The sequence below is a fragment of the Rhizobium sp. BK591 genome, assembly GCF_014195045.1.
Lineage (GTDB): Bacteria > Pseudomonadota > Alphaproteobacteria > Rhizobiales > Rhizobiaceae > Rhizobium > Rhizobium anhuiense.
In genome coordinates this window covers 1-23,503 of sequence record NZ_JACIAZ010000002.1, presented here as the reverse complement: position 1 = coordinate 23,503, position 23,503 = coordinate 1, and the positions used below count along the sequence as shown (strand labels likewise).

At 60.1% G+C, this 23,503-nt stretch carries 22 protein-coding genes and 2 pseudogenes; 6 read left to right on the top strand and 18 right to left on the bottom strand.

Annotated features, from left to right (window positions below):
* Positions 1–18: 18 nt before the first annotated feature.
* Positions 19–918: a LysR family transcriptional regulator gene (locus FHX10_RS07220; RefSeq protein ID WP_097623372.1), complete on the bottom strand. Its 900-nt coding sequence runs from the start codon at positions 916–918 to the stop codon at positions 19–21.
* Between the two features lie 98 nt (positions 919–1,016).
* Here FHX10_RS07220 and FHX10_RS07215 point away from each other — a divergent pair, with 98 nt between their 5' ends.
* Complete coding sequence (locus tag FHX10_RS07215) at positions 1,017–2,432, top strand: aldehyde dehydrogenase family protein (protein ID WP_097623371.1); 1,416 nt, start codon at positions 1,017–1,019, stop codon at positions 2,430–2,432.
* 979 nt (positions 2,433–3,411) lie between these two features.
* Here FHX10_RS07215 and FHX10_RS35545 read toward each other — a convergent pair.
* Both FHX10_RS35545 and FHX10_RS35540 read right to left on the bottom strand, forming a co-directional pair.
* Positions 3,412–3,957, bottom strand: a complete 546-nt coding sequence (locus FHX10_RS35545) for an NAD(P)/FAD-dependent oxidoreductase (protein ID WP_312862837.1) — start codon at positions 3,955–3,957, stop codon at positions 3,412–3,414.
* Entirely contained in the window at positions 3,914–4,345 is a 432-nt protein-coding gene (locus FHX10_RS35540; RefSeq protein WP_312862836.1) for an NAD(P)/FAD-dependent oxidoreductase, read from the bottom strand. Before FHX10_RS35540 ends, FHX10_RS35545 begins: the two co-directional genes overlap by 44 nt.
* A 74-nt stretch (positions 4,346–4,419) precedes the next feature.
* On the opposite strand from FHX10_RS35540, the gene FHX10_RS07205 reads away from it, so the two are divergent.
* The gene (locus tag FHX10_RS07205; RefSeq protein ID WP_164735893.1) at positions 4,420–4,557 is read left to right on the top strand and encodes a hypothetical protein; all 138 of its coding nucleotides are present in this window, start codon (positions 4,420–4,422) and stop codon (positions 4,555–4,557) included.
* 65 nt (positions 4,558–4,622) lie between these two features.
* On the opposite strand, the gene FHX10_RS07200 is transcribed toward FHX10_RS07205, so the two are convergent.
* Positions 4,623–5,207: an alpha-ketoglutarate-dependent dioxygenase AlkB gene (locus FHX10_RS07200; RefSeq protein WP_097623369.1), complete on the bottom strand. Its 585-nt coding sequence runs from the start codon at positions 5,205–5,207 to the stop codon at positions 4,623–4,625.
* Between the two features lie 284 nt (positions 5,208–5,491).
* On the opposite strand from FHX10_RS07200, the gene FHX10_RS07195 reads away from it, so the two are divergent.
* A complete protein-coding gene (locus tag FHX10_RS07195) occupies positions 5,492–5,791 on the top strand; it encodes a hypothetical protein (protein ID WP_097623368.1) in 300 nt (99 codons plus the stop codon).
* 312 nt (positions 5,792–6,103) lie between these two features.
* Here the strand turns inward: FHX10_RS07195 and FHX10_RS07190 are convergent, their stop codons facing one another.
* From FHX10_RS07190 to FHX10_RS07180, 3 genes and pseudogenes are all read right to left on the bottom strand, one after another.
* Complete coding sequence (locus FHX10_RS07190) at positions 6,104–6,988, bottom strand: DUF72 domain-containing protein (protein ID WP_127430003.1); 885 nt, start codon at positions 6,986–6,988, stop codon at positions 6,104–6,106.
* A 444-nt stretch (positions 6,989–7,432) separates the two neighbouring features.
* Positions 7,433–7,546, bottom strand: a pseudogene (locus FHX10_RS07185) (TerC family protein); the annotation flags it as partial.
* Between the two features lie 426 nt (positions 7,547–7,972).
* Entirely contained in the window at positions 7,973–8,722 is a 750-nt protein-coding gene (locus FHX10_RS07180; RefSeq protein ID WP_097623367.1) for a sulfite exporter TauE/SafE family protein, read from the bottom strand.
* Positions 8,723–8,969: 247 nt separating this feature from the next.
* Here FHX10_RS07180 and FHX10_RS07175 point away from each other — a divergent pair, with 247 nt between their 5' ends.
* Entirely contained in the window at positions 8,970–10,529 is a 1,560-nt protein-coding gene (locus tag FHX10_RS07175) for a phospholipase D family protein (RefSeq protein ID WP_097623366.1), read from the top strand.
* A gap of 89 nt (positions 10,530–10,618) precedes the next feature.
* Positions 10,619–10,741, top strand: a complete 123-nt coding sequence (locus FHX10_RS35425; protein WP_254955937.1) for a hypothetical protein — start codon at positions 10,619–10,621, stop codon at positions 10,739–10,741.
* On the opposite strand, the gene FHX10_RS07170 is transcribed toward FHX10_RS35425, so the two are convergent.
* The 10 genes from FHX10_RS07170 to FHX10_RS07125 form a co-directional block, all read right to left on the bottom strand.
* Positions 10,734–11,801, bottom strand: a complete 1,068-nt coding sequence (locus FHX10_RS07170; RefSeq protein WP_097623365.1) for an AI-2E family transporter — start codon at positions 11,799–11,801, stop codon at positions 10,734–10,736. The genes FHX10_RS35425 and FHX10_RS07170 overlap by 8 nt on opposite strands.
* Positions 11,802–12,278: 477 nt before the next feature.
* Entirely contained in the window at positions 12,279–13,163 is an 885-nt protein-coding gene (locus tag FHX10_RS07165; RefSeq protein WP_097623364.1) for an intradiol ring-cleavage dioxygenase, read from the bottom strand.
* 7 nt (positions 13,164–13,170) lie between these two features.
* On the bottom strand, positions 13,171–14,925 hold the full coding sequence (locus tag FHX10_RS07160; protein WP_127430002.1) for an FAD-dependent oxidoreductase: 1,755 nt from the start codon (positions 14,923–14,925) through the stop codon (positions 13,171–13,173).
* The gene (locus tag FHX10_RS07155; RefSeq protein ID WP_097623362.1) at positions 14,918–16,003 is read right to left on the bottom strand and encodes a branched-chain amino acid ABC transporter permease; all 1,086 of its coding nucleotides are present in this window, start codon (positions 16,001–16,003) and stop codon (positions 14,918–14,920) included. The genes FHX10_RS07160 and FHX10_RS07155 overlap by 8 nt, the downstream gene beginning before the upstream one ends.
* Before the next feature lie 9 nt (positions 16,004–16,012).
* A complete protein-coding gene (locus FHX10_RS07150; RefSeq protein WP_097623361.1) occupies positions 16,013–16,876 on the bottom strand; it encodes a branched-chain amino acid ABC transporter permease in 864 nt (287 codons plus the stop codon).
* Positions 16,863–17,582 carry an ABC transporter ATP-binding protein gene (locus FHX10_RS07145; RefSeq protein WP_097623360.1) on the bottom strand — a complete coding sequence of 240 codons (720 nt, stop codon included), beginning with the start codon at positions 17,580–17,582 and terminating at the stop codon, positions 16,863–16,865. Before FHX10_RS07145 ends, FHX10_RS07150 begins: the two co-directional genes overlap by 14 nt.
* Positions 17,582–18,301 (bottom strand): ABC transporter ATP-binding protein, encoded by a 720-nt coding sequence (locus FHX10_RS07140; RefSeq protein WP_097623395.1) that lies wholly within the window; start codon positions 18,299–18,301, stop codon positions 17,582–17,584. Before FHX10_RS07140 ends, FHX10_RS07145 begins: the two co-directional genes overlap by 1 nt.
* 61 nt (positions 18,302–18,362) lie before the next feature.
* On the bottom strand, positions 18,363–19,643 hold the full coding sequence (locus FHX10_RS07135) for an ABC transporter substrate-binding protein (RefSeq protein ID WP_028757987.1): 1,281 nt from the start codon (positions 19,641–19,643) through the stop codon (positions 18,363–18,365).
* Positions 19,644–19,697: 54 nt separating this feature from the next.
* Positions 19,698–20,756, bottom strand: a complete 1,059-nt coding sequence (locus FHX10_RS07130) for a maleylacetate reductase (protein WP_127430001.1) — start codon at positions 20,754–20,756, stop codon at positions 19,698–19,700.
* Complete coding sequence (locus FHX10_RS07125) at positions 20,753–21,637, bottom strand: dioxygenase (protein WP_127430000.1); 885 nt, start codon at positions 21,635–21,637, stop codon at positions 20,753–20,755. Before FHX10_RS07125 ends, FHX10_RS07130 begins: the two co-directional genes overlap by 4 nt.
* A gap of 94 nt (positions 21,638–21,731) precedes the next feature.
* On the opposite strand from FHX10_RS07125, the gene FHX10_RS07120 reads away from it, so the two are divergent.
* Positions 21,732–22,682 carry a LysR family transcriptional regulator gene (locus FHX10_RS07120; protein ID WP_127429999.1) on the top strand — a complete coding sequence of 317 codons (951 nt, stop codon included), beginning with the start codon at positions 21,732–21,734 and terminating at the stop codon, positions 22,680–22,682.
* A gap of 55 nt (positions 22,683–22,737) precedes the next feature.
* Here FHX10_RS07120 and FHX10_RS35420 read toward each other — a convergent pair.
* Positions 22,738–22,997: pseudogene (locus FHX10_RS35420) on the bottom strand (DNA-binding response regulator); the annotation flags it as partial.
* Between the last annotated feature and the right edge of the window lie 506 nt (positions 22,998–23,503).

The window sequence follows — 23,503 nt, the reverse complement described above, 5'->3', positions numbered from 1 at the left end:
GGCCAGACACCGTCGTTATCAGTTGTCGCTAGTCGCGCGCTGGCGGATTAGCTCGATGAGGACACGCAGTTTGGCTGGCATGTGTCGGCGTTGGGAGAAATAGAGGCTGAGCCCCGGATAATGGGGAGACCAGTCTTCCAAAACGGGTATGAGATTACCTGAAGCAATATGTGGCGCAAGCGCGTGTTCACCCAGATAGGCGAGCCCGAAGCCGGCAAGAGCTGCCTCCAAGATAAGGTCAGACCCATCGAATGTAAGGTGACCAGTGACATCAATCACTCGTGTTTCGCCGTGTTTCTCAAACTCCCAGCGATAGAGTCTCCCGCTCGTCATGCGCATTTGGATACAGACGTGCCCGGCCAGATCGCCCGGGACGATTGGTTTTGGACGACCATCGAAATAGCGCGGGGATCCGACGACGAAAGACCGCATTTCCGGAATGATCGGAACGGCGACCATGTCCGGTGAGATCGCCTCGGTGAGACGAATGCCCGCATCGAAACCTTTGCCAATGACGTCGACAAGTGCATTCTCGGTCACGACCTCGATATCGACGTCCGGATATCGGCAGCTATATTCAAGAATAATCGGCTGCAGCAGAATGCGCGCCGCACCCGGCGCCATGTTCAGCCGGAGTCTCCCGGTGGGCCGGTCCGAGTGTTCGCCGACATTCTCGATCGCTTTCTCGAGCGTCTGCAGGGCCGGTTCGATTTCAGACAGGAATTGCTCTCCGGCCGCGGACAAGGCGACACTCCGCGTAGTGCGGTTAAAGAGCCTGACGGCGAGGCGCTCCTCAAGCGCGGCGATCGCATGGCTTAAAGCCGATGACGACATCCCCAGCTCGCGCGCGGCAGCCCGGAATCCACGATGACGCGCGACGCCGGCAAACGCTTCAAGCTCGATCAGGCTTGCCCTCATTGCACGATCCAGCTCATCAACTCATCCGATTTTGTCCTACTACTCGCAACACTTATCGCATGGCACTTTTACCGGGAAGTCATCAAAGGAAAAGAAACATGCATATCATCGATCGGATCTATATCGACGGCGCGTTCGTCAAGCCCACTGGCGACCAATGGGCGCCGCTTTTCAATCCGGCAACCGAGGAGCAGATCGGAACTGTGCGGCTTGCAGACGCAGTCGATGCAAACCGCGCGGTTGCCGCCGCCAAACGCGCCTTCCCGGCCTTCTCACATACAACCAAGGAAGAGCGGATCGACATGCTGAACCGGCTGTATGCCGCCGTGTCAGCCCGTACCGACGATCTCACTTGCGCCATGCGCGAAGAATACGGCGCGCCATCGTGTTTCATCGACTTTTCCGCTCCACGAGCAGGTACCGTCTTTCTGGACATGGCGAGAACGCTCAAGGATTATGAATTCCGACGCCGCGCCGGGAGCGCCGACGTGGAGATGCGGCCCTCGGGGGTTGCGGTGGCGATCACGCCCTGGAACAGCAATTACAGTTTTATCTGCGGCAAGCTCTCCGCCGCAATTGCAGCGGGCGCAACCATGGTGATCAAGCCATCCGAAATGAGCGCCCTCCAGACGCAGGTGATCACTGAATGCCTGCATGCTGCCGGTCTTTCCAATGGCATCTTCAATATCGTTACCGGGTATGGAAACGTCGTCGGCGCGGCGCTAACGACCCACCCCGACGTGTCGAAGATAACCTTCACTGGTTCCACGGCCACTGGCCGCAGCATCGTTCAGGCCGCAGCGCCCACCATGAAAAGGGTCACGATGGAACTCGGCGGCAAGAGCCCCAGCATCATTCTGGATGATGCCGATCTTGATATCGCCATCCCGCAGGTGCTGGCGGCGGGATTCCGCAACAGCGGGCAGGCCTGCATTGCCGGCACCCGCATCCTCGCTCCTCAAAGCAGGTTTGGCGAAATCGAGGAGCGTCTCAGCCACGCGGTCAGGCGCTTCAGGGCTGGAAATCCCGCCGACGAACAGGTCCAGGTAGGCCCGATGGTGAGCCAGAAGCAGTGGGATCGCGTACAAAGCTATATCCGTTTGGGACAGGAGGAAGGCGCCAGACTGCTGGCAGGCGGCGAAGGACGTCCGGAAGGGCTGCACCGCGGCTGGTTCGTACAGCCAACGATCTTTACCGGCGTTCGCAACGATATGCGCATCGCTCGCGAGGAGATCTTTGGGCCGGTCCTCTCGCTGATCTCTTACCACGACGAAGCAGACGCCATCTCCATTGCGAACGACACCGAGTACGGCCTGCAGGCGCACGTTTTTTCCTCCGATATCGAGCGGGCGAAACGCATCGCAAACCAGATCGAAGCAGGGCGCGTGTTCATCAACGACGCGCCGCATGATCCGCTGGCACCCTTCGGCGGCTTTAAACAGTCGGGCTTCGGGCGAGAATTCGGTGTTTTCGGGCTCGAGGCTTTTCTCGAACCCCGGGCCGTACTGTCATGACGAAAGTGAGCCACAACGACGGTGCTGCGCGGGATGATAGTCAGTTAGCGCCGGATTCCGGCATGGTCGGCCAGCTCTCCCAGGCGCTGTTTGCCCTCCAGCGCGGCGAACGTCATCATTCGGTCCGGACGCTACGAGTAATCGCTGAGGTGGCGTAGGGTGCTGCCACAGGCTCCACCCTACGCCGGCCGCCTCTTCGCTCTTTGGAAAATCTATCTGCTTACTGAGCGCAAGCCTGACCTTGTGGGGTCGCGTCGCTCAAGCCACCCTGAGTCTGGACGGAGCCCGAAGCGGTTGAGCTAGCAGGATCACTTCCGCCGCTGCAACCGCCCGGCGTGGTCGCCCCCATTGATCCGTTGGTCGTGCTGCCGGTGGGGGTTGGATCGGAGGTCATTGGCTGCATTGTCTGGACATTGGCACCCCCATCGGTACCGACGGCATTGGGTTCCATCATGGTCCCAGCTCCCATGCCGGACTGAGCAAAAGCGCCCGTGGCCATTCCAGCCGCTAGCAGAGACGCGACGATGAGCTTGATATTCATTTTTCATTTCCTTCGTCGGTTACGTTGCGGCCCTCCAACATCCAGATCACTGTTCTGTTCCCCGATTTTCTAAAAATCTAAGGAATCGATCGCGTACCAAGGGGACGCGTGCTCCAAAGCGAAAGAAGATCAGTGCGCTTCACCCATGGCCACCGGCCCCTGCGACGTGCAACCGGTGCTGGGATATAGGCATGGTCCAAACTGGCGAACGAGTCTTTACCACACTTGGATCAGCGCCTTTACCGCCGCCATGCTGATGCCCAACCCGCGAGCGAGCCCAGGTTCGCCGCCGGGGAAGCGCCATTGGATGGTCGGACTCTGAGCTGCCCTTTCCCGAACCGGCGCAGCCGATCCGCCACGCGATTGGCGGTAGCGCAAACTTCCTCGCAACGTCACTTTTTACCTGCTGTCAATGCGCCGGAGTCATGTTTCCGAAGGTTAACAACGCACCAGGGGTGCTTGCTCACCAAGGTCGTTGCGGATGGCCGTAGCAGCAACCCCGGCCTGCCCCATGGCGTTGCTGATCTGGTCAAGACCGGCGACGACGTCTCCTGCCGCGTAAAATCCTCGCACTGTGGTCCTCTGGTGACTATCGACGGTAACGCACCCTTCTTCCGATAGCCTGGCACCAACTTGTGATGCCAGTTCCGAACATATGTCGGATCCGAGAGCCGCATATAAGGAAGCGAAGGAATAGGTTTCCGTGGGCGTCGTGATGCGCATCATATCATTGTCCAGATCGCTCGAGGCTATGGGGCCGACCTCCATTCTTATTCCGAGGTGGGCCAAGGACGACGTCTCGGCTTCGGACAGATCATGTACGCCCTCGGGCGATATCAGAGTGAGATCCTTCGTATAACTTCGAAGGAAAACGGCCTCCTTGAACCCCTTGGTTCCAGTTCCGAGAACACCAACGGGCTTGTCTGTCACCTCATAACCGTCACAGACGGGGCAGTAGCAGAAGGCCGCGAGCCACGGCTTCATCATGAGTTGCCTGTGGCATCGCAGGCGGTCGGTTGACGACTCCTGTTGCCAGGAGTACGGCCCGAGAGCGGATGCTGCCGTTCTCGAATTCTGCCACGAACAGGTTGTCGACTTTATGCAGCGCTGTGATCTTGCGGCATCGAATGGCTGCCCCATAGAGCTGAGCCTGGGCATTCATTCTCGCCAGCAGCTCAGTGCCGCTGACGCCGCACGGGAATCCGGCGTGGTTGTGTGACATAGGGATGATGGAAGCCCGGCTGGAATTATCGTGGAAGACCGTCACCGAAAGATGGTAGCGCGCCAGATAAATCGCCGCGGTGAGGCCAGCCGGACCGCCCCCGATGACCAAGCAGTCTTTTAGTGCGTCTCCAAATGCGGTGGTCATCATCCCATTCTCATCCTATTGGCCCCGACCGGGATTACTCGAATGTTGGACGTCATTGCCGACCTCGGGAAACGACGATGGCTCCATTCTCCGCTCACACCATTCGCGATGCCGTTGACATCCACGCGATGCTGTCGAGAACAACCCTGATCAGCGCCATCACGTTAGTTTCACATCGAACCCGGATGGATTTCCGGCCCTTTTTTATCGGCTGAAGCGATCAAGGTTCCCGGGAACAAATGGGCTGACAACAGGTTGGGCGACAATGAGCGACGCCCCCTCAGGTTACTGGGCTCAGTTCACGGAATGTTATCGAATAGCGCAGCTCTGCGACTGGCGGGATGGAATGCTCCCACACGGTTCTGGCTTCGCCCGCCATCACATAGGCCGATCGCGGTTCGAGCGTGATCGAGCTACGCTGCCACTTGCTGCCCTGCCGCCGTCTTAGCCGGAAAGTGCATGCAGATAGCAGCGAGACTCCGACGACCCGACCGAAGACGAATTTATCCCTGTGCCAGCCGATCGGAGCTCCGGGACTATATTCGGTTACCAAAGTCTGTTCCAACCGATCGGGGTCGAGGCCAGCAAATGCAGATACGATTTTGCGAAGCGGCAAAAGAAATAGCGGAATATCTTCGCTCTTTCGGACACGCTGTGTATCAAACTCGTATTTCCAGCCGTAGGAGACCGTCCTGCGTTTGCCTTCGAATCCGTGGAAATCGAAAGCCTTGAACGGCAGTTGTAGCATCTTTTCCAGGATGGACTGCTGCAGATCGTCGGGGACCACATCCGGCGAATAGCGAAATCCGTCCGGCAGGGACGGTTGGACTGCACCAAAGAGGTCATGCTGTTTCATCGTGCTCATGTAAAGTTCTCGTATTTGCCTCCGCAGTGACCTTACGAATTTTGGCGTCGCGATGTCGTTGACAGTGGTTCACACAACGATCCCTTCCGACGGCGGAATCCAGCATGCTCCGGACTCTAGGAACGCCGGCCGGCGCAGTGTGTTCCTCGTAGTGGAGAGGCGTGGTCCGCCTGCGCCCTCCGAAGGATGTCCACGGTTCATTTAAAGCGCGCGATCGACGGATGGCACATCGCAATTGGGTTGACCGGTCCGGAACAATCCGGGCCGCTCAGAGTTGGCGCGCCATGCCCTACGTGATCGAACTTCTTCTTCCAGTCCCGCGCGAGCGCCCTAGCTTGGTGAGCGTTGGCACTGTCCGTGATGAACTCGCCGCAAAATTTGGCGGCGTTACCTTATATGTGAATTCACCCGCGGAAGGCTTGTGGGAAGACGATGGAGAGGTTGAGCATGACGTCATCGTTGTTGCCGAAGTCATGACTGAAAGTCTCGACCGAACTTGGTGGGCGGCATACCGAAAACAGCTTGAGGCTCGTTTCGATCAGGAGGAAATCGTGATCCGAGCCACGCAAGTCCAGCGTCTTTGAACCCATGTCCCGCGGTGAGGCCCATGATCTTGCACGCATTTGACGATTTGAGATCAGCCCAACCGATCTGGCGGCTGCTCGGCGGTTTATTTTCCGTCTCACAGCATTTCCTCGGTTTCATACAAGCCATCGCTTGAACGCTCGTCTGGGCAACGCCCGCTGGCGCTCCCTTGTTGCCGCCATCTAACCAAAGCGAAATCGGTGTCCCCGCCTGATTTCGTTGAGGCGGCAGCATGAAGGCGATGATGGTATTTACGCGACTGCTATGAAATCATCACTTGCTAAAACAAGCAGCGATCTTGAGACGGGCCATCAGGCCGGTGCGTCGATCAGCTCTAAAAGCCGCTTGGCGTTCTTGATCGAATAGCCATCGCGATCGTTGTTGAAATAGGCCCACACGGTCTTAGCGCCAGACAGCTTGATGCGCTCCGCCCACACCGTCAATTCGGCATCGCTGTAGTCATGGCGGTACCATTGTTTGATCCCATGGAACCGGATGTAGATGTCGTCGGCTGTCCGAACAAGCTCATCCGGCAACCGGGGACCGCTGCATGAACAGAAGATCGCGCCTGCAGCTTGAAACGCACTATAAACGTCCTCATTCCACCAGCTCTTGTGACGGAATTCGACGACGTTCCTGCGACGGGGATCCAGCTGCGACAAGATCATTTGCAACATGTCTGTGGAGTAGCGGACGCTCGGTGGAAGCTGAAACAGAAAACATCCCATCTGCATTCCAAGAACGTCTGCGACGTATCCGAAATCTTCAATGAGGGCGTGGGTATCTTCGAAGCGTTTGATATGCGTGATGAGCTCGCACACCTTGATCGTATAGACGAAGCTCGGCTCGGCCTGACGTTTCCATGTCTTGACAGTTGCCACCGTCGGCCAGGAATAAAATGGGGCATTGAGCTCGACGGTCTTGAAATTGTGCTGGTAGATCGAAAACAATTGATTGGAGGGAGCGTCGGTCGGGTAAAAATGGCCCTTCCAGTGCCAGTAATACCACCCGGAACAGCCAATATGGACCCGCCTGGCGACATTGCCATCGGAGCTGATCACAATCAGCGGATCGCTCGCCAGACGGGCTATATGCATTTTAGCGGCGCGCGCAATATTGGCCTCGCGCTGCGTTTGGCGGCGCTCGGCGCGCCGTGCCCGCCGACTTTCAATCTCTTCAGCAATGCGCTCTACCATTTGGTATCCGTGTGAAGGTCTTTCGGCCTCGGCTGCACCGCCAACCGTCCTGCGATATGTCTTCAAGCGCAGCAGAAGCGACATATCCCTGATGTTCAATTGCGATATCGCCGAGCAAAATAATGGCTAAAGCTCACCTTCATTGGTGAAGACTGCCAGCCGCCGCATCTCGGCCGTCTCGGTGATATCGTCATCCTTCCAGGCAACTTTCAACGGCGTAATCTCGTACCTTCATCGAACTCTTCCGTTTTTTCTGACGGCTAGCAGCGGTTTCCACCCCCGTAACTCCGACAAAGGGCGTGAGTTCCGGCCTACGCAGGTCTGTTCAGCGATTTTCCGTGATGGGCTGGACGCGGCTGCAGAAAATGGCTACCCAGTTCGCCGCGCCGTCGGCGTTGTCCTGCACCACAGGAACTTGCCATTGTGTCTAGCATGCCGCGTTCGCGCAGCGCTGGCGAACAGGAAGCGCAGGAGGGTGGCCGCGAGAATGCCGACTACGATCGCCTTGCACCTCTGCGAGGCCTCGAGGCCGGCCGCGGCGAGACCAATGACCACGGCGTAGAGCCGAACCCAGACGACATTCTTCGTCCCCCCGTGCAATCGACAGGACACGAGCACATCGGCCGCTCGTTAACATCTACCGAAAGAGCGATAAAGCAATCGGGAAGACGCTGTTTAAGGAAGGGGTTGCCAGGGCGTGGAGCCCGGAGCGGCGGATTGATTGATATGGCTAATGATCTTTTGCGCAGGCAATTTGAGGCCGAACATGACCCGCATAGGGGTATCACTCGACCTACGCCGGTCACGCGCGATAGTCGACGTAGCATTGAAGTAGCCGGACGCGCGGGTGCGCTGCTGATGAAAACAAAGGCTGCCCGTTCCCGGCGCCGCGCTGGTCAGACTCAGGCGATCAGGGATGCGCTCTGCGCTTACGCTGCAGCTGGTTGTGGTGGAGAGTCCGCAATTTAGAAAGCACGCCTCCGTTCAAAGGTAAGCTCGCGAAAAGAACACCGTTGTCGTCAAAACGGCGACCGCGACGGTTAGAACCCTGACGGCCGGCGATGGCAGCCTACGGCCGATATGCGCTCCGATCCACCCGCCGATAATGGCCCCGACCGTCATGAAAATGCACTCCTGCCATACAATTGCTCCGGCGAGTACGAAGGTGACTACGGCGACCGCATTTGCGCCAGTTACCATCAGCATTCTTGTCGGATTGAGGCTCTTGATGTCCCCGCCCCCGAGCGCGCTCCATGCCGCAAGCATCATAAGGCCCACTGCGCCGCCAAAATAGCCGCCATAGAGACCGAGAAAGAACTGAACCGCTGCGAAGGCCAGAATACTCGGGCGTGCCTGCGTCCGGAGCTTGGCGGTGAGCCTCGGACCGACTGCCAGCATCACTGTCGCCATCAGCAAAAGCCATGGCAGTATTCCATCGAAGATCCTGGATGGGGTCAGAAGTAACAAAATGCTTCCGGCCACTCCACCGACCATTGTCACCATAGCAATTGGAACGACATTGACGCCGCACACACTCGTAACGCCGTCACGATAAACCCACGAGCTTGCCATACCGCCGGGAAACAAGGCTAAGGTGCTTGTCGCATTTGCGGCTACCGACGGCACTCCGACCGATATCAGCGCAGGCAGGGAGACGAACGACCCGCCGCCCGCCAACGCATTCATGCTGCCTGCTAACAAGCCAGCCAGGAAAAGAAGAGTAATATCGTACATGTTCAGCTCGCCTTAGCACCTAAGCTTGAGTTCGCGACACGCTTGTCGAAAACCGGCGCCCGGGCGGGTTGAGGGGCACCGACGCTTTACAGCGCTCCCGGTGACGGGGCAACCCTGGCCATCATGTCAAATCGCCCATGTTTCGCATCTCCTATGGCGACATCTTGCTCGCTACTCGCGTGACCCTATTTTACCCGGGCGGATCGAGTCAGCATAGCGCTTCCTGGCCGCGGCTCAGGGGTATCGTGTGAGTTGGTTCGGCATTGCCATCATCGCGACCGTAGCGCTGGTAGCCCTATGGGCTCTGGCAGCAGCATCAAGCTATGCCGGGTTTCTGAAGCGGGTCCAGAAAATCGATTCCCACGTCCTCAAGATTGCCGCTGCCGACACCGAGCTTGATCGATACGGCGCTGGGCTGTGCCACAAGCGGGAGGCGGCAAGCGGCCTCGTCCTGATCACCTCCAACCTGGACGCGTTCGCAGCCAGGCTTCTAGCGGCCCGTTCCGCCGGGCGCAGCCTCGATCTCATGTACTATATGTGGAATGCGGACCTGACCGGAATGCTGATCATGCGGGAGGTCGTCGCGGCGGCCGACCGTGGCGTACGTGTGAGGATCCTTCTCGACGATCTCGGCGTCTCCATGTCAGACAAGATCTTCCATGCGATCGACTGTCATCCGAACATCGAGCTGCGGCTCTTCAATCCCACAAAGGCACGTGAGCATATCCTACGTCGCGGCCTCGAGATGGCTTTGCGGTTCCGAAGCGTCAACCGTCGCATGCACAACAAGGCATGGATTGCCGATGGCCGGATCGCGATGGTCGGGGGGCGCAATATCGGCGATCCGTATTTCGATGCCGGGGAGAACGCTAACTTCAGGGACTTCGATCTCTTGATGGTCGGTGAAGCCGTTGCGAAGACGGAGCGGCTGTTCGACGGCTACTGGAACAGTTCGGTTGCCGTGCCCGTGCGTGCACTTCTGTCACGCAGAGCTAACAAGCTGGAGAAGCTTCGCCGCAATATGGAACGCCTTCATTTCGAACAGCGCGCCCAGCCATATCTTGATCCAGTTCGCGATGAAACATCGCTGACGCATATCGTTGCCGAAGACCGCTACATCTGGGTCCACAAACTCGACGTTCTGGCAGACCCCCCCGAAAAGGCGGCCGGGAAGCTGCGCAGCGGGCAAAACACGCTGATGGGAACGCTGCTCCCGGTCATCACGGGCACGGCCGAGTTCATCCATATCACCTCGCCGTACTTCGTTCCCGGCGAACGCGGCGTCGAGGCGCTGACGAAGCTACGCGACAAAGGAGTAAAGGTTTCCGTTCTGACGAACTCGCTTGCAGCCACCGATGTTGCCGCAGTTCACGCGGGATATTCGCGCTACCGCCCCGCCCTGCTGAAAGCCGGCATTGCGCTCTTTGAGTTGAAATCGATTGCAGACATGGGAACCTTCTCTTTGCGCGGTTCCAAGCAGGCCAGCCTTCACACGAAGGCCTTTGCCAGGGATGGCAAGTACGGCTTCATCGGATCTCTCAATCTCGATCCGAGGTCCGTATCCTTAAACACCGAAATGGGTGTCCTGTTCGAGTCACAGGAACTTGTCGAGCGAATGGACGCGATCTTTGCCGTAGAAACCGATGCGGATTTGAGCTATCCCCTAACGCTCGAAAAGGGATCCGTGCGGTGGCTTAAGGTCGTCGACGGGAAAAATACTCTCCTCCGAGACGAGCCGGATGCCGGGATTGCCCGGCGCGCGACCGCTTGGCTGATCAAGTGGTTGCCGCTCGAATCTCAGCTATAACCGTGACGACTGGTCTCGTCATGAGAGGCCAAGCTGAGCTGTGAGAAGCTGCTCGGCACGAGACAACCCGATCGTAGGGGAACGTGGTCTTGGCCGTAAGCGAAGCATTCATCTGGATCGAAGCCGGCAAGACCGATCGGGTCGTCAACAATCCGGCGCATGATTACCCGCGTGCGCTTTGGCCATTCGCCATCCCGACCCGCGCTATTTAGTATCCCCGGCGTCTGGTTTGTGTGCGTCCTGTTGGTCGGCGAAGATCGACCATGAAGCGATAAACAAGGCGGCAATCAGGGGTCCAATGACAAAACCATTGATACCGAAAAGCGAAATGCCGCCGACCGTTGAAATCAGCACCACATAATCGGGCAGCCGCGTCCCCTGGCCCACCAGTGGAGGACGCAGCAGGTTGTCGATTAGCCCTATGACAAATACGCCGACGAGAACCAGGATCGATGCTTTCAACCAGGCACCCGTGAGGGCTAGCCAGATGGCGGCTGGAACCCATACGAGAGCTGCTCCTATTGCGGGCAGCATCGACATGAACGTCATCGTGACGCCCCACAAAAGGGCCGCCTCGACTCCCAGGGCCCAGAATGCCACGCCACCGATCGTTCCTTGGATCACAGCAATGATGATATTCCCCTTGACGGTTGCCCGAACAACAGCGGAAAACTTGTCGCGAAACTGTCGGGTATAGTCGTCATTCAGAGGGATTGCATGTCGGATCGACCGGCCGAGGTCAGCCCCATCCCTGAAGAGGAAGAAAAGCAGATAAAGCATGATCCCGAAGCTTATGAAGAAATGCAGCGTGTTCTGTCCAAAACTCAGAAGGCTCCCGGCGACCGACCGGCTTGCCTGTACTGCGCCTGATGAGATGTTGGCGCGAAGTTCCGCGAAGCCGCCGAGCTTCAATGAGTTCAGCCAGTTGTCGACGAAGCCAGGCAACGCATTCTGAATCCGGACCAAGTAGTCATTGAGGTCGATTTCGTTGCTGCTTATCCGTTGGTAAAGACTGGTGCCTTCCTGGATAAGGGAAACGAGAATTATCAACGCTGGCACGATGACGAGGCCGATGCATAGCAGCACCGTCAGCAGGGCAGCGATGCTGCGTCGACCCCCTAGCATCTGCGCCAGTCGCATGTGTACTGGAAAGAAGATGATCGCAAGGATCACTGCCCAGAAGACCGCCGCGTAATAGGGGATAAGCAGCCAGATGAACGCGATCGTCACCACCGCTAGCATGACATAAAAACTCGTACGTTGGATAGACATGTCTGCCTTGTTCGCTGGCCAGTCTCCACCGCCGTTGTAGCGGGATTATTGTTTGGCGAAAATTTCTCGTCGCAACCATAGCCGCGTCACCGCATAAGGCCAACGCGAATCCCACCCTGAGACCAACGTGGACCACCTGACTACCGCCATAGCCGCACCCGAGCCCGGAGGGAGCGGCACGCGGGCCACCGTCCGCCAGAGCGCTAGAAGTACGCGTCTCCAAGCCGTCACCAGGACCCGGTAAAGGCAGCCCTGGCCCGAGGGCTTATCGCGGAATGCCGCGATCGACTCCTGAGGCGTAAGCACATTTTTGAAACGCCTTCGACAGTCTCGGGAGCAAGCTGCGCCTTTTCGCCCATATGATGGACTGCCGCGCGCAGCCCCCTACGGATTGATGCTTTGACCCGCGCATATCCATTCGAAGATCCTGACGCATTCGTAAGGTCAACGACGAATACCCGCCAGCTGAAGAGCATGCTACTCCTCGGGCCGAGCCAGCACGAAATCGTGCTCTATCTGCCAGAACTTGCCTGAGAAACCGAGTTCGCTAGCGAGTACCGGATCCTCAACGTGCTGGAATTGGGCAAGCAAGCTCTCCTTCACACCGAAGACGGCGTCAGATTGGATGTACGGGTCGTCCGGATCGAAGATGTGTGTCGTGAGCGTCTCGAAGCCGAGGGCCTTGATGATGTAGTGCAGGTGGGCGGGCCGGTAGGGATGGCGACCGAGCGCGCCGAGCAGCTTGCCAACGGGTCCATCATCCGGGATCGGGTAATATTTTGGCTTCACCGCTCGAAACCAATAGCGGCCGTCGGCGCCGGTCCGGAACACGCCGCGAAGGTTGAAGTCTGGTTGGATCCCCTGCTGCTGCACGTCGTAGAAGCCCTCGTCATTGGCCTGCCAGACATCGATAACCGCATCGCCGATGGGTTGTCCCGCCGTATCAAGGATCCGCCCGCCGATCACCATGTCCTCGCCCTTGGCATCGAGGCAGATATTGGCGCCCATCGCCAGTTCCGGCGCACCCTCGACATGGAAAGGTCCGAGCACCGTGCTTTCGGATGCGCCCGACGGCTTGCGGTTGTTGATCGCATCGACCAGCATCGAGACGCCGAGAACATCCGACAGCAGGATGAACTCCTGCCGCCACTCGTTGCACATCTGGCCGGTGCGCGTCAGAAACAGGATCGCCTGCATCCATTCGTCCTGGTTCGGCTCGATCTCCTTCACTGCCTCGTGCAGCTTGCGGGTGACCACCCCCATGATCTGCTTCAGCCGCTGGTCCTTGGCGTTCTTGTTCCGGCCGGTGACGACCTCGACGGAGTTTTCTTCGGTGAAGAAGCCTTTCTCATGCGCGTCCATCACGATCTCACTTTCCAAGAATTGCTGTCAGCACGCGGCGCAGTTCAGTCGCGGGATCGTCGGCCATCGCCTCGCGCCGCCAGGCGACGTGGTGGTCCGGGCGGACCAGCAGGATGCCGCTGTCGCGAATTTCGCGGATATTGGCCCAGTCGCCGGTAAAATCCTGCCACGGCTGGCGGGGGCCGATGACATGAGCAACGATCTCAGTGCCGAATTCCTTGCCGAGACTGCGGGCCGCCTCGACCCAGCCCTGCCCGCCGATCCCTGTCAGCACGGCAAATTTGCCGTGACCGGTGAGGTCAAGCGTCGAAACCTTCTCGCCAGTGGCGGAGAAGACCCAGGCATGCGGCAGCCGCGCACCGGGCCAGCTCGTCTGCTGGCAATGCAGTTCCGGATCCTTGGTAAAAGCCGGCTCCACCTGCCCATCTGAAATCGCAGCACCCGAGCGGTAGCGGTGGTTCATCTCGACGCCGTGGCAATCGAATTCGTAGACCTTGTCGGCGATCGCCTTGCGGATCGCGGCGCGCTGCTCTTCGGCAGCCGTCGTGTTGTTGCAGCGCGCGTCCATGTTCTGCTGCATCTTCACCGGGTCGATGGAATCGAGCAGTCCGAGCGCCTTGAAGATCGGCCCGAACTCCTCAATCGACTTGTTGGCGCGGGTGACGATCTGCTTGGCAACAGGCGCGCGCTCGGCTTGATAACTGTCGAGAAGTACCGGGCCTGCGGCTCCCTTCAGGACGAAGGCAAGCTTCCAGGCGAGATTGAAAGCGTCCTGGATCGAGGTGTTGGAGCCGAGACCGTTCGAGGGCGGATGGCGGTGAGTGGCGTCGCCCATGCAGAAGACGCGGCCATTTGACATCGTCGTGGCGTACATATTGTTGACGGTCCAGGTCGAGACCGACTTGATGGTCATTTCGAGATCGGGATCGCCGACGAGGTCGCGTACCACTTTCTTCGCATGCGCTTCATCCACCTCAGGCGGCGGCTGGTTGATGTCGTAACCCCAGACGATCAGCCATTCGTTCCATGGTCTCACCATCCGCACCAGCCCCATGCCGATGCCGCCGACATCCGCACCCGGCTGCAGCACCCAGTAAAGCACCGATGGACGGTGGGCGACCAGGCGCGACAGATCGGCTTTGAACAGAATGTTCATCGAGCCGGCAACGCCCATCTTGCCTTCGAAGGTGAGGCCGGCATGTTCCGCAACCTTGGAATTGCCGCCGTCGGCGCCGACCAGATATTTCGAGCGGACGGTAAGTTCCTTGCCGGTCAATCGGTCGAGACAGATGGTCGTGACCCCGTCTTCATCCTGTACATGGCTCAGATATTCCGTCGACATGCGCGACTGGCTGCCGCGCGAACAGGCCGTCTTGAAGAGCAGCGGCTCCATGAAGGTCTGCGGCAGGTCGTTCATATGGGTCGGCGACGACAGTTGATGCTCGGCGCGTGACAGCGGATGTTTGCCCCAGCTCTTCAACCGGCCGATCTCTTCGCCGGTGAGCGAGGTGCAGAAGACGTTCTCACCCATCAGGTCCTGCTCGGCCGCGAACATATAGGCCTCATCCTCCACGTCGCGGCCGAGATCGCGCAGCACTTCCATTGTGCGTTGGTTGGTGATGTGGGCGCGCGGCGTGCTGGCGAGCCAGCGGTAACGGTTGATCACCAGGTTCTCGACCCCGTAGGACGAAAGCAGCGCCGCGGTGGCGGAGCCGGCCGGGCCGGTGCCGATGATGAGTACGTCGGTGGTAATGTCAGCCATGAGGCCCTCCCTTATGCGTGAGACTGAGCGGCCCGCCCTTCAAGACGCGGCGGACCGGGAAAAGCTGGATGCCGGTGCGGTCGGAGAACAGCCCCCAGAGGCCGCGCGGCGCGAAAAGCATGATGGCGATGCCAAGAAGACCCAGCATCAGCAGGTACCAGGAGCCGTAATCGGCGAGGAGGTTCTGCAGCAGAAAGAAGATGATGACGCCGAGGATCGGTCCCTCGATCGTGCCGATGCCGCCGATCACCACGATAAAGATGACATAGGCCGTCCAGTCAGTGACCGAGAAGGCGGCATCCGGCGAGATCCGCGCTTTCTGCACATAGATCAGCGCCCCGGCGATGCCGGTGATGAAGGCGGTGGCGAGATAGACCAGCGTCTTCATCAGCCGCGCATCGACGCCGACGGCGCCGGCCGCTTGCTCGTTGTCACGGACGGCAGCAAGCCCAAGGCCCTGCTTGCTGCGCAGCAGCCCATAGATGAAGCCGATGGTCGCGACGACGAGGATCAGCGCCAGCCAGTAGGTCAGCGCGTCACCTGCCTCGGAGGCCTTCATGCCGAAGAGATCGCGCATTGCGCCGACGCCCATCATGTCGCGGGTCGCATCCCGGGGCAGCGAGGTGCCGGTGCCGCCGCCGAGCGCCTTCCACTGGGCGAGCAGCAGCCGCACAACCTCGGCCACGACCCAGGTGCCGATGGCGAAATAGGGGCCGTAGAGCCGGAAGGTGAAGAAGGCTGTCGGAATAGCGAGAGCGACAGAAAGCAGCCCGGCAATCAGGATGGCAACGACCGGGTCGATGCCGAACAGGATGACGCAGCCGAACATGGTATAGGCGCCAAAGCCGACGAAGACCTGCTGGCCGACCGAGATCAGCCCGGCATAACCGGCAAGCAGGTTCCAGTTCTGCGCCAGCACCAGCATGGTGAGGATGAAGAACAGGTCCTGGATGACGCCGCGCGAGACAATGAAGGGTGCGGCGAAGGCAAGCAGCAAGAGAGCAATCACTGCTGCGGCGGATAATGTCGATGCCCGGGTGCGTGTCTCGACGATGAAGGATGGAATGGCCATGGTCATCGATGCACCTCAATCGACCGCGCGCGGGAAAAGACCGCGCGGCTTGAACAGGAGAACGGCAAGGAATGCCAGATGGCCGGCAAGGATCTGCCATTCCGGATTGATTGCTGCACCCACCGTCTGGGCAACGCCTAAGATGATGCCGCCGGCAAGCGTGCCCCAGAGCGAGCCGAGCCCGCCGATGATCACCGCCTCGAAGGCGTAGATCAGCCGCGATGGCCCTGACGTCGGATCGAAATTGGCGCGCGTCCCGAGATAGAGGGCGGCGATCGTCACCACGACCATGGCAAGCCCCGTCGCCAGCGCGAAGATGCGGTGTGGCCGGATGCCCATCAACCCCGCGGTCACCGGATCGTCCGAGGTCGCCCGGAAGGCGCGGCCGACGGATGTACGATAGATCAGCTGGTTGAGACAGACGATGACGGCGACGGCCGAAAAGAAGGTCATCAGCGGCATGATGCCGGCAGTGGCCGGGCCGAGATTGACGGAGGCGCTCTCGAGACTGCCGGCAAAGACGCGGCGGCTATCGGCGGAGAAGCCTTCGAGCAGGCCATTCTGGATGACGATCGACAGGCCGAAGGTGACGAGCAGCGGCGGCAGAATGTCCTTGCCGAGCGTGCGGTTGAGCAGGAAATATTGCAGGCCCCAACCGATGGCGAACATCAAGGGCATCGCGATCACCGCGGCAACGAACGGGTCGAGCCCGAGTGTCGTCACCAGCACCAGGATCAGGAAGGCGGCAAGCACGATCAGGTCGCCATGGGCGAGGTTGACCAGCCGCATGATGCCGAAGACGAGGCTGAGCCCCGCCGCAAACAGCGCATAGAGCCCGCCGAGCAGCACGCCCTGGAGAATGGTATCAAGCCAGTTCATGGTGATCCGTCCCGAAATAGGCCTTGTGGATGTCGTCGCGGCTAACATCGGCGGCGCGGCCGGAGAGCGTCACCCGCCCTTCCATCATGCAGTAGACGCGGTCGGCCACCTTCAGCGCCTGGGCGATGTCCTGCTCGACGATGACGATCGAAGCGCCGGTCTCGCGGATTCGCGGAAAAGCGGCGTAGATATCGCGAACCACGACAGGCGCGAGTCCAAGGCTGATCTCGTCGAAGAGCAGCACCGCTGGATTGGACATCAGCCCGCGGCCGATCGCCACCATCTGCTGCTGCCCACCGGAAAGTGCTGTGGCCGCATTGTTGCGCCGCTCCTTGAGGATCGGGAACAGCGAAAAAACGCTTTCGAGCGTCCACGGCCCGTCGACCTTGCGGCCATAGTTGCCGATCAGTAGGTTCTCCTCGACGCTCAGCGACGGAAAGAGTTTTCGCCCCTCCGGCACCATAGAGATGCCGCGCGCCAGGATGTCGGGCGCCGGCAGCGCGCCGATCGGTTCGTCGCGATAAAGGATCGATGCCGGCGCATTGGTGAGCACGCCTGAAATCGAGCGCATCAGCGTCGTCTTGCCGGCACCGTTGGCGCCGATGATGGCGATGGTCTCGCCGGCGCCGACCGCAATATCGACACCGAACAGCGCCTGGAAATCACCGTAGGAGGCAGTCAAGCCTCTGGTTTCAAGCAGCGCCATCAGATCTCGATCCCCAGATAGATTTCACGCACATCGCGCGAGGCCATAATGTCCTCCGGCTTGCCGATCCCGATGACCGTGCCGAAATGCAGCACCAGCAGCCGCTCGACGACGGAATTCAGCGCATGCAGCACATGCTCGATCCAGATGACGGCAACGCCGCGCGCGTGAATGGCGCGGATGGTGGCAACCAGCGATCGGCATTCGCCCTCGGTCAATCCGCCGGCGATTTCATCGAGCAGCAGCAGCTTCGGTTCCGTCGCCAGCGCTCGCGCCAGTTCCAGCCGCTTGCGCTGCAGCAGCGACAGGCTTCCGGCCAGCACATTCGCCTTGTCGATCAGCCCTGTATCCACCAGGATTTCGGCGCAGCGGTCCGACACCTCGGCCTCGCGGCGCCGCGAGCCGAAAGCGCCGGCGACGAGGAGATTTTCGAAGACCGTCAGCTTCTCGAACGGCTGCGGGATCTGGAAGGTGCGGCCCATGCCCGACAGGCAGCGCGCCATCGGCGGTGTGCGCGTCACATCGCTACCGAGAAAGCGGATGCTGCCGCTATCGGCGGCGATATTGCCGGTGATCAGATTGAAGAGGGTCGACTTGCCGGCCCCATTCGGCCCGATAATGCCCAGCGCCTCGCCTTCGCCAACGGCAAAGGAAATCTGCTCGGCGACGGTCAGGGCGCCGAATTTCTTCGAAACACCATCGAGTTCGAGAATTGCCAAACCCATTCCTCCCAGAACAGGCGGGGCCTCAGGCCCCGCGCCAAAAATCAGGCGCCAAAAATCAGGCGATCGCTTCCATCTTGCCGCCGGCCGGAATGCTCGGCGCCGTCTTATTGTCGGTGATGACGAGATCGTAGCCGCCGCCGTCCTTCAACCGCCACTGGCCGCCGACGAGCGGCGTCTTGGCAATGTTCTTGGCGGCAAATGGCGGCAGGCCTTTGCCGTCCCAGGCGATCGGACCGACCAGCGTATCGAGCTTGGTGGCGGCAATCGCCTCTGCGACGGCATCACCATCCTTGGGGTCCCCGGCCCGCTTCATCGCATCCACCGCCAGCTCGAACAGCGCATGGGCAAAACCGATCGGCTGTGTCCAGGGCCTGTTGGTCGCCTTGGTGAAGGCCGCTGCCACCTCAGCCGCACTTTCCCCAGTCAAGGACGACTTGAACGGATGGCTTGGCGTCCACCAGACTTCCGACGACAGATTATGCCCGGCATTGCCGAGCGCCTCCACGGTCTGCGGGAAGAGCAGCGCCTTGCCGATCGAGGCGATCTTCGGGGCGAAACCCTGCTGCTTGGCCTGGTTCCAGAAGGTGGTGAAGTCAGGCGGGATCACCACGCCGGTGATGATTTCGCACTGGCCGGATTTGAAGGCGTTGATCTGCGCTGAGAAATCATCCGTCATGTTCTGGTAGCGGCCGGGGTCAATCAGGCCGTAGCCCATTCTCTCCAACACCGGCGGGAAGCCGACGACCTTGTCGCCCCAGGCATTGCCGTCGCCGTCATTGGGGAACAGGCCGCCAACCTTTTTATTGGTCTCGATCTGCGCCCACATATTGGTGAAGACGGAGATGACGTCCTCCAGACCCCAGAAGAAATGATAGGCATAGTTGAACGGTTTCCAGGACGTGGGGTCACCGGGATTGCCCTGCTGGCCGATGAACCAGGGCTGCCAGGGCGCGACCGTCGAAATGCAGGGCATTTCCTCGGCCTCGCAGGTGGTCGCCACCGGATTGGTGGTCTCCGGCGTCGAGGCGACGAGGATCAGGTTCACCTCGTCGGTGACGATCAGTTCCTTGGCGACTTCGGCTGCCCGGTTCGGATTGGACTGGCTGTCCTTGACGACGATCTCATAGTTGAGACCCATCGACTTGGTGGTTGCCAGGAAGCTGTCGATGACAAATTTGTCGGCCTCGCCGAAGGCGGCAAGCGGCCCGGTCTGCGGGCTGACATAGCCGAGCTTGATCGCAGCATCCTGTGCGATTGCGGGGGCGGTAAGCCCGGATGTAGCCGCCAGTGCCCCGGTGGCGGCCGTGGTCTTCAGAAAATCTCGCCTCGTAAACATGTTTCCTCCTCCCATTTTTCTCTCCTCCCAGAGAGCGTGGTGTCTGTCGTCAGCTCATGCCGGCCGCTTGCCCTCCCAAGCATCCTGCAGCAGGGCGCGCATGGATTCGCGGTCGATCGGTCTTGGATTCCAATAGGGATTTTCGGTGGCAATATCAGCGGCGCGGTCGAGATCGGCTTCGCTCAGACCCAGATCCTTCAGCGCCAGCGGCGAGCCGATTTGCCTGGCGAAATCCCAAAGCCCGCCGCCGACCGAACCGCCGAAGATATCAGCGACCGGCGCCAGAAGCTCAGGCACGGCGGCGGCATTGTAGGCGGCGGTGTGCGGCAGCATGATCGCATGCGTATCGGCATGCGGCGTATCGAAGGTGCCACCCAACGTGTGGCAGATCTTGTGGTGCAGCGCCATGCCGACCGTGCCGAGCACCGTGCCGCAGAGCCAGGCGCCGTAGAGCGCATCGGCGCGGGCCTCGGGAGCCCAAGGTCTGGCGATGATGTCAGCCAGGCTGGTCTTGAAGGCCCGCAGCCCCTCGGCCGCCATCAGCGTCGAAATCGGGTTGCGATCCCGAGCATAGAGCGCCTCGACCGCGTGGGCCATGGCATTCAGCCCAGAGGTGACGCTCATGCCGACCGGCAGGCCAAACGTCAGTGCCGGGTCGTAGATCACCACCTCAGGCAGGATGCTCGCATGGCGCACGGTTGTCTTTCGCCCACCCTCCGTCTGGCCGAGGATCGGCGTCACCTCAGATCCGGCATAGGTCGTGGGAATGACGATCTGCGGCAGATCGGTGCGATAGGCGATGGCCTTGCCAAGCCCGGTGGTCGAGCCGCCGCCGAGCGAGACGATGCAATCGGCCTTCGTCTCGCGAACCACCTCCATCGCCTTTTCGGTGACATCAACAGGCGTGTGCATGACAGCGCCGGTAAAGACGCCGACGGCGCGCGAGCCCAGCCGCTCCGCCAGGGCCTCCGCATCCGACTTCTGATTCGGCGTCGAGAGGACGAGCGCCCCGGTGCATCCGAGCTTTTCCACCCATTCACAGGCGGCAGCGCTCTTGCCTTGGCCGAAGACGATATGGGCGGGGCTGCCGCTATAGATGAAGTCGCGGCTCATGTGTCGGCTCCCTGTCTGGCGCGGACCATGACGAAGGCGAGGTCGAGCCGCCACGTCGTTGCGCCCTTGCCTTGCCGCTCGCCCTGGCGCTCAAAGCTTCGCACCAGATCCGGCTTGACGCTGAAGATCGCGTCTTCGGCCAGATGCGGATCGCTGCTGTCATAGATATGCGTGGTGATCGTCTCGAAGCCCGGCGCTTTGATGATGAAATGAAGATGCGCGGGGCGGCGCAGCGGATAGCCCGCCTGTCGCAGGAGCTTTCCCACCGGACCATCGTCCGGCACGCCATAGCCGCAGGGCTTGATGGTGCGATAATGGAAATGTCCATCCGTATCCGTGCGGAAGCTGCCGCGCAGATTGAACTCCGGCTGCAGGTCCGGCTGCTGGTTTTCGTAAAAGCCTTGAGCATTGGCCTGCCAGGTGATGATCTCGGCATTTGCGATGGGATCGCCATCGAGATCCTGCACGCGGCCAGACACATCGACCGTCTCGCCGACGCCATCGAGCGAGATATTGCTGCCGAGCGCCAGTTGCGGAACGTCCGCGCGGAAGAAGGGTCCGCGCACGGTGTTGGGGGTGGCCGCCTTCGGACGGCGCGAATTGATCTCCTCGACCAGTGCTGAAACACCGAGCAGATCCGACAGCAGCACCCACTCCTGGCGCCGCTCGTCGCTGGCATGGCCGACATCGGTCAGAAATTCGATCGCCTTGCGCCAGTCCGCCTGGGTCGGCCGCAATTCCCGGATGAGGGCATGAAGATGCGTCACCGCAGCCGCCAGAATCTGCGGCAGACTGTCGTCCTTCGAATGCGGAAGTCGTTGCGCGAACATGTCATGCGAGGTGGCCTCGCTGAAATGCAGCGCCGTCGGTCCCGGCGTCATGCGTCTCCTCCAGGGCATTGGCTGGTAGAGATAAATTAGCGCGAGATCAGGTTGCCCATGATGATTTTATTCCAGTTTAATATATCATATCGTTATGAAAATAGATGAACGACATCTTGTCCAACTGGCTGCGGTCGTCAAAACCGGCGGCGTCACCGAGGGCGCGGCCCTGCTCGGCCTTTCCCAGCCGGCGGTGTCGCGCACGCTTTCCATGCTGGAAGCGCGGATCGGCGAACCGCTTTTCATCAAGGGCCGCCGTCCGCTGCAGCCGACGCCGCTCGGCCGAGCCTTAGCCGACCACGGTCAGACCATGCTCTCGGCATCGCGCAAGGCGTCCGATGTCGTCGAGAGTTTTCGGGTCGGCAAGAGCGGCGTCGTGCGCGTCGGCGGCACGCCCTTCTTCATGGATGCGCTAATCGCCGGCATGATCGCCGAGTTCCAGAACCAGCATTCCGACGTGCGTATCGATCAGACCTACGGCTATTTCCCGGACCTGCGCGCAGCACTTCACGCCGACCAGATCGATCTGGCCATCTGTCCGATCGATATTCTCGACGAAGGGTCCGGCCTGGAATTCCAGCACATCCTGCCTGGCCGCAACGTCGTTGCCTGTCGGGTCACCCATCCGCTGCTCATGAAGCGACGTCCACAGCCTGCGCATCTGCTCGATTTTCCCTGGGTCGCGCCGCCGCCGGGTAGCCCGCTTCTCGCCGACTTGCGCAGCATGCTCCTGTCTTTCGGCGCAACCGAAGTCAAGATCCGCTATTCGGGCGGCTCCCTCATGAGCGTCATCCACTATATGAGGGCGGCTGATGCGCTGACCATTATGCCGCACAGCGTCGTCTTCGCATTGCGCAACGACAAATCCATCACCGCCCTGCCCGTCCCCATCCCCCATCCGGAACGCGCGCTCGGTTTGCTGAAGCGCTCGGACGCACCCCGCACGCCCGCCGTCGATCACTTCGCCCGTCACATCCGCACGGGCTTCGATAACCTCAAGCACCTGATAAAGCGGCATGAGCAGTCAGTGGTCTGGGGCTCATGAACAATATGCAAGCATGCTACAGGCGCGGCCGCAGGCAGGGCACTTCGGCAGGCTGTCGGCCCGGTCTCTCAAGAAAGACCACCAAAAGGTCAAATTCGGCCCCGGTCAACTCGATTTCCGGGCCAAGGAACTTGCAAACCCGCCGGGTACTTGTGTCAGCGACAAACTCTGCGAAGTTGAAGACCTTGTCGGTGTCAGCGTCCTCAGCGTTAGCGGCTCGTCGCAGGACTGCCCTGATCCTCGCTACAAGTTCTCGCGGATTGAACGGCTTGCCGGGTAATCGTCTGCTCCGAATTCCAGAGCACAGATCCTATCTCTGCTAGTGCGGTCCCGGACGTCTGGTGCGAGAGAGATCAAATTGGAAGGGGTTGGCTTGCAAGGATGGTGAGCGTCCCGCTTGTCCAGCAATATCAGTCGCCAGCTCGCCGCGCCAGATTTTCGCTGGTATCAGCGACATTGGCCCGTTGCATCGGCCTTCCAAATTGAGGTTACAGGGATAGCGAGCAATGCGCTTCGGCTGGTCGGTGGCGCCGACCAAAAGAGCAATGGCAAGCACTGTTGCCAAAATCGGGACGTAGGGCCGGTACATTTTATCGGTCACTTTGGTTTGGCCTGACGTTGGGTCAGAAACGGATACCGCTTGCAATCTGGCCAAGAGAATAGCCGCGCGAATGCTAAGTGACGCAAAGCTCGAGTAAAGTTCGGTAAATTTGGATCTCTTACGTGTGAACCGCACCGGGTTTGCCGGAGGCCGTTTGGTTTAAGTTATGCAGCCATGGCTGGTTCGTCCAGCATGGCGTAGTACTGCTCCTCGGCTTCGG

What these genes read in the sequence shown, in the direction of transcription:
- FHX10_RS07220 (WP_097623372.1), bottom strand. Translation starts at nt 918, where the DNA reads ATGAGGGCAAGCCTGATCGAGCTTGAAGCGTTTGCCGGCGTCGCGCGT.
- FHX10_RS07215 (WP_097623371.1), top strand. Translation starts at nt 1,017, where the DNA reads ATGCATATCATCGATCGGATCTATATCGACGGCGCGTTCGTCAAGCCC.
- FHX10_RS35545 (WP_312862837.1), bottom strand. Translation starts at nt 3,957, where the DNA reads ATGAAGCCGTGGCTCGCGGCCTTCTGCTACTGCCCCGTCTGTGACGGT.
- FHX10_RS35540 (WP_312862836.1), bottom strand. Translation starts at nt 4,345, where the DNA reads ATGATGACCACCGCATTTGGAGACGCACTAAAAGACTGCTTGGTCATC.
- FHX10_RS07205 (WP_164735893.1), top strand. Translation starts at nt 4,420, where the DNA reads ATGGCTCCATTCTCCGCTCACACCATTCGCGATGCCGTTGACATCCAC.
- FHX10_RS07200 (WP_097623369.1), bottom strand. Translation starts at nt 5,207, where the DNA reads ATGAGCACGATGAAACAGCATGACCTCTTTGGTGCAGTCCAACCGTCC.
- FHX10_RS07195 (WP_097623368.1), top strand. Translation starts at nt 5,492, where the DNA reads ATGCCCTACGTGATCGAACTTCTTCTTCCAGTCCCGCGCGAGCGCCCT.
- FHX10_RS07190 (WP_127430003.1), bottom strand. Translation starts at nt 6,988, where the DNA reads ATGGTAGAGCGCATTGCTGAAGAGATTGAAAGTCGGCGGGCACGGCGC.
- FHX10_RS07180 (WP_097623367.1), bottom strand. Translation starts at nt 8,722, where the DNA reads ATGTACGATATTACTCTTCTTTTCCTGGCTGGCTTGTTAGCAGGCAGC.
- FHX10_RS07170 (WP_097623365.1), bottom strand. Translation starts at nt 11,801, where the DNA reads ATGTCTATCCAACGTACGAGTTTTTATGTCATGCTAGCGGTGGTGACG.
- FHX10_RS07165 (WP_097623364.1), bottom strand. Translation starts at nt 13,163, where the DNA reads ATGGACGCGCATGAGAAAGGCTTCTTCACCGAAGAAAACTCCGTCGAG.
- FHX10_RS07160 (WP_127430002.1), bottom strand. Translation starts at nt 14,925, where the DNA reads ATGGCTGACATTACCACCGACGTACTCATCATCGGCACCGGCCCGGCC.
- FHX10_RS07155 (WP_097623362.1), bottom strand. Translation starts at nt 16,003, where the DNA reads ATGACCATGGCCATTCCATCCTTCATCGTCGAGACACGCACCCGGGCA.
- FHX10_RS07150 (WP_097623361.1), bottom strand. Translation starts at nt 16,876, where the DNA reads ATGAACTGGCTTGATACCATTCTCCAGGGCGTGCTGCTCGGCGGGCTC.
- FHX10_RS07145 (WP_097623360.1), bottom strand. Translation starts at nt 17,582, where the DNA reads ATGGCGCTGCTTGAAACCAGAGGCTTGACTGCCTCCTACGGTGATTTC.
- FHX10_RS07135 (WP_028757987.1), bottom strand. Translation starts at nt 19,643, where the DNA reads ATGTTTACGAGGCGAGATTTTCTGAAGACCACGGCCGCCACCGGGGCA.
- FHX10_RS07130 (WP_127430001.1), bottom strand. Translation starts at nt 20,756, where the DNA reads ATGAGCCGCGACTTCATCTATAGCGGCAGCCCCGCCCATATCGTCTTC.
- FHX10_RS07125 (WP_127430000.1), bottom strand. Translation starts at nt 21,637, where the DNA reads ATGACGCCGGGACCGACGGCGCTGCATTTCAGCGAGGCCACCTCGCAT.
- FHX10_RS07120 (WP_127429999.1), top strand. Translation starts at nt 21,732, where the DNA reads ATGAAAATAGATGAACGACATCTTGTCCAACTGGCTGCGGTCGTCAAA.